At 64.8% G+C, this 4,558-nt stretch carries 3 protein-coding genes; all 3 read left to right on the plus strand.

The window, feature by feature from the left end:
* Positions 1-3,425: hemagglutinin repeat-containing protein (locus QZ500_RS18490; protein ID WP_295857394.1), on the plus strand; the 3,425-nt coding region annotated here is incomplete at its 5' end.
* Entirely contained in the window at positions 3,422-3,739 is a 318-nt protein-coding gene (locus QZ500_RS18495; protein ID WP_295857396.1) for a hypothetical protein, read from the plus strand. The genes QZ500_RS18490 and QZ500_RS18495, both read left to right, overlap by 4 nt.
* 477 nt (positions 3,740-4,216) lie before the next feature.
* Positions 4,217-4,558, plus strand: a 342-nt coding sequence (locus QZ500_RS18500; protein ID WP_295857398.1) for a hypothetical protein, incomplete at its 3' end; no start/stop codon positions are given.

The following is a 4,558-nucleotide window of genomic DNA, read 5'->3' on the forward strand; positions in this document are numbered from 1 at the left end:
TCGTCGCCAGCACACTCGATGCGGGACGCGACATCGCCCTCACGGCCAAGAGCGTCACGATCGGCGCGGCCACCGACACCCGCGATGCGGCGCTGACCGCCGTGACGAAGAACGGCTTCGAGAGCGCGCAAAGCATGACCGAGCGCGCCGTCGGCAGCAGCGTGAGCGCCGGCCGCGACATCGCGGTCGTCGCCAACGGAGCCGCCTCTGCAGGCCAGGGCGACATCACCATCTCCGGCTCCCGGCTGGACGCCAAGACGGGCGAGTTGTACCTGCAGGCCAACCGCGACATCGCCGTCGGTACCGCTGCCACCACGGCCCGCGAAGAAGGCCAGGGCTTCAGCCAGAGCAAGCACTGGTACGGCAGCAGCACCGCCACCAGCACGCGCGAGAGCACCGCCACCAGCGGCCAGGGCAGCAGCCTGGGCGGCAACACCATCGTCGTCAGCGCCGGCCGCGACCTCGGCGTTACGGGCTCCAGCGTCGTCGCCGACCAGGACGCCACGCTCGTCGCCGGTCGCGACGTCACCATCGCTGCCGCCACCAGCACCCAGACCGGCAGCAGCGAGAGTCACCTCCAGCGCAGCGGCCTGATGGGCGCGGGCGCCGGCATCATGATCGGCAGCCTGTCGCAGAGCGCTGCGCAGCAGGGTGCGTCCAGCACCTCCAGCGCCAGCACGGTCGGCAGCATCGGCGGCAACGTCACCATCACGGCCGGCAACGCCTACCGCCAGGTCGGCAGCGACGTGCAGGCGCCGGTGGGCGATGTGAGCATCGGCGCGCGCAGCATCGACATCGTCGAGTCCCGGGACACCGCCCGTAGCGACAGCGAACAGCACTTCAAGCAAAGCGGCGTCAGCCTGTCCTCGGGTGCCATCAGCGCCGCCGCCGGTGCCGTGCAGAGCGCGGTCGCCACAGCCGATGCTGCGGGCCAGACCGGCAACAGCCGGCTCGCCGCGCTCGGCATGGCGGCTGCGGCCATGAAGGCTTACGACGCGGCAGAGGCCACCGCCCAAGCGCTCGCTGACAACGGCGGCAGCTCCATCAACATCTCCATCGGCAGCGCCCGCAGCGACAGCAACCGCCACGAGGCGAGCAACACCGGGCGCGGCAGCCGCATCCAGGCCGACAACGTCACCCTGCGTGCCACCGGCGGCGGCCAGGACAGCAACATCGCCGTGCGCGGCAGCGACATCGTCGCCACCCGCGACGCCACGCTCGCGGCCGACAACCGCATCGACCTCCTGGCCGCACGCAACACCCAGGAGCAGCGCAGCACCAGCAGCAGCCAGAGCGCGAGCGTCGGCATCGCGCTCGACGTCTCCAGCGGCGCAGTCCTGGGCGTCAACGTCAGCGCCAGCGCCTCGCGCGGCAAGGCCGACGGTGCGGATGTCATCCATGCCAACAGCCACGTCACGGCCGGCAATACCCTCAGGATCCAGAGTGGGGGCGACACCACCCTCGCCGGTGCCGTAGCAAGTGGCCAGCGCGTGGAAGCCGACATCGGCGGGAAACTGCGCATCGAGAGCCTGCAGGACACCAGCCGCTTCGACGGCCAGAACGCCGGTGCGGCGGCCAGCGTGACCGTCGGCGTCGGCTCGGGCGTCAGCGGCAGTGCCTCGGCCAGCGCCTACCAGGGCAAGGTCGACTACGCGGCCGTCGCCGAGCAGAGCGGCATCCGGGCGGGCGACGGCGGCTTCGAGGTCAAGGTCGGCGGCAGGACCGAACTCGCCGGCGGCGCCATCACCAGCACCCAGGCTGCGGTCGATGCGGGCCGCAACCGCTTCGACAGCGCAGGCGGCCTCACGACCGGCGACATCCAGAACCGCGACCGGTACAAGGTCGAAGGCTTCAGCGCCAGCACCTCCGGCATGGCCGGCGTGGCCTACGAGAAGGGCGAGCAGAGCAGCACGACGACCGCGGGCATCAGTGGCATTGCGGGCAACACGGCGGTGCGCACGGGCGAGGCCACGGGCACTGGGGCGTTGACCAGGGCCCGCACGGGCGATCAGCTGGCTGCCGAAGCGCAGGCGCAACTGCTGATCACCGGTGCCTTCGGACAGCAGGCCGCTGCAGGTGTGGGGGCCTACGCCCACCAGCAAGCCATCGAGGCGCGTCAGCGTAACGACGAAGCCACCGCCCGTAAATGGGACGTCGGCGGCGAATACCGCAGCCTGCTGCACGCCGGCGTCGGTGCACTCACCGGAGGACTGCAGGGCGCCTTGGGTGCTGGTGCCACCGCCTCGACCCTGCCGGTCATCGGCGAAAAGATCGCGGAACTGAACCTGCCCGATAGCGTGAGCCGCGGCCTGAGCGTCGTCGCCGGCACGGCTCTCGGCGCGATCGCTGGAGGAGCCGCAGGCGCCGTCACGGGCTTCAACGAAAGCACCAACAACTACATCAGCCGCAGTCCGTTTGCCGAAGTACGCCGCACCGTCAGCCGGGAAAACGCGCGTCTGCTGAGCGCGTGCGGCAACAACTGCACGCAGCAGGACTTCCAGCGCATCGACCGGCAGATGCAGAGCATGGAGAGCGTGGGCAACTTCGTGGCGATAGCGAAGGTCTCGACGCTCACGCCCGAGCAGGCGAGAACGCTGACGCAGACGGTCGTCGAACTGCTGCCGTTCTATGGCAGCGGCGAATCGCTGGTGCAACTGGTGACCGGCAAGGGCTCGGTCACGGGAGAAGAGGCCAGCCGGTTCTGGGCGGCGGTCGGGGTGGTGCCGCTGGCAGGCGGCATGGTGCGCAAGGTGGGCGAGCCGTCGGTGCAGGCCATTGCTGCGGTGCTCAAGGACATCGGCAGCGAGGTGAAGGTCGCGGGCAAGGGCGGGGATGCGGGCGTCTCGGCTGTACGGACGCCGTCGCCCAGCGTTGAGCTTCCTTCACCGCCAGTGAGCAGGGTTGCGGATGGAGCAAAGGGGGGAGTGAACCTAGCACGTGTTGAGGTTGATGTGGCTAACGTCACTAAAGGTACGCCCGAGTACAACATCTTGAATGCGCCGCCACCCAATAGCCAAGTCAAACTGAGCAACGGAACGGAGTTCAAGACCAACCCAAGCGGCTACGTTGATGAAATTACCTACAACCCGTCGCTTACTCAAGGAGTTCGTGATTCGCGCCAAACGGCGGCTGGCAAGGAAGGACTGTCTACGGATGTTGGTGGGCATGTCCAAGCTTGCAGCCTTGGCGGAACCTGTGATCGATTCAATCTATTTCCGCAAGATGGGAGTTTCAATAACTCCGCCTACAAGCGATGGGAAAATGAAATCAAAGGTGCACTGAATAACGGCGATCAGGTGGGCCCCGTCACTGTGCGCTTTTCGAGGACTGATCCAGCATCACCAAGACCAGATAGTTTGATAATTGATTATTTGGTCAACGGGGTGCCCAAACAGAGATTCTTTGAGAACAAGGCTGGAAAATGACAATCGAGAAGCAAGTTGAGATTCTCAATAAAATTACTCAGGTCATGCACGATTCTGCAGAATCAATCTACGAAGAAATGCGCTGCAAATTTTGTTATTTCGTCGATGACGGTGATTGGTCAGTAGATTCCGAGTTTTCCTTTGTGCTTAACGGTGATGTACAGCGCGCTGTTCTTGCAGACCCGACAGGCAGTGTCTATCGATATGTGCATCAATTGCACGAGCTGATGAAGTCCCACACAGGCGGCGATTGGAAGAGCTTCGTGCTTGCTGTTGACCCTAGCGGAAAGGCGAAAACCAACTTCACTTATTAGACCGGCTCGGCGCTGCTGCCCTATCCATATGTCTTGTCGGCGTGTCCGCAACCCTCCTCCCCGCCCAAGCGGGACTGGCTTTTTGAAGAAATCAGGTTCGTTTCCGGTCTCGCGGCTTGATTTTCCCTTCCTTCGTTTCTTACGCAGCACCGGATGTGCCTGCTTTTTGGGCAAGTCCTGTATTGCGGGCGATTCGATCCCTGCCCCATGCGGACACTGCTGCTGACTGTTTTGGATGACGCTGGGTCGCTCGTTCAGCATCGCAACCGGTAACCCAGCATCAGCCCATCAAGCGCATGCCCTTAGCAGCCTCTTCCATACCTCTGTTGGACCGCGTGGATGCTTTGGCCCTTCCGGGCAAAGCCCAGGCCAACAAAACCATCATCAGACCCCTATCCATCAAGCCTCTCATCCCAATCGCCCGTCAGCGCACGTCGTGCCTGGGCCGGTAGCTATTTATTTCATAGCGCATCCTCCGTGATCCGCCGCATCCGCTCGCTCATAGCTATCGCCCTGCTGGCCCTGAACGCCCTGCAGGGCATTGTGGCTACTCCGGTGCGGGACTTGCTGCCCCAATCGGCATCCAGCGCACATAGCACCTCCGCCTATAGCTATCAATTTAATGGCGCAATAGAGGCTTCCGGCGCCGTCAAGGCTGGCCTGGGCTACGCCACGGTGAGGAACGGCGCGCCCCTGTCGCTGCCGGCCAGCCAGCTCTTCCGCACCCCGGCCACGCCCGGTGTGGGCTACCTGGTGGAGACCGACCCGGCCTTCACCGACTACCGGCGCTTCCTCAGCTCGGACTACTTCCTCGCGCAA

Origin of the sequence: uncultured Xylophilus sp. (genome assembly GCA_913776965.1) — a bacterium.
In the GTDB taxonomy this organism is placed as follows: Bacteria; Pseudomonadota; Gammaproteobacteria; order Burkholderiales; family Burkholderiaceae_C; genus Xylophilus.